The sequence below is a fragment of the Paraburkholderia sp. SIMBA_054 genome (assembly GCF_046534875.1).
GTDB classification, from domain to species: domain Bacteria; phylum Pseudomonadota; class Gammaproteobacteria; order Burkholderiales; family Burkholderiaceae; genus Paraburkholderia; species Paraburkholderia hospita.
Genome location: NZ_JAWRXV010001700.1, coordinates 1 through 237 on the forward strand (window position 1 = coordinate 1; position 237 = coordinate 237).

Here is a 237-nt window from a genome sequence, read left to right on the forward strand (position 1 = left end):
GGCGATCGCTTTCAACCGCGGCGCGATAGATCAACCCCTGCTTTTCAAGCCCATCCAGAAGGCGCACCACGGAAGGGTGCTCGATTTCCAGAGCATCTGCCAGCTCGCGCTGATTCCAGTCGCGCTGCTGGGCGAGAAGCAGGAGTATGCGGGCACGTGCCAGCGTCAGCCCGCGTTCCCGGACGCGGGAATCGAACAGGTTACGCATTTTGCGCGCGGCCGTGGAAAGCTCCATCG

At 62.9% G+C, this 237-nt stretch carries 1 protein-coding gene; it reads right to left on the reverse strand.

The genetic code is table 11. From position 1 onward, the window contains the following. Nucleotides 1-237: MarR family transcriptional regulator (locus tag SB822_RS60895; RefSeq protein ID WP_410859628.1), on the reverse strand; the 237-nt coding region annotated here is incomplete at both ends.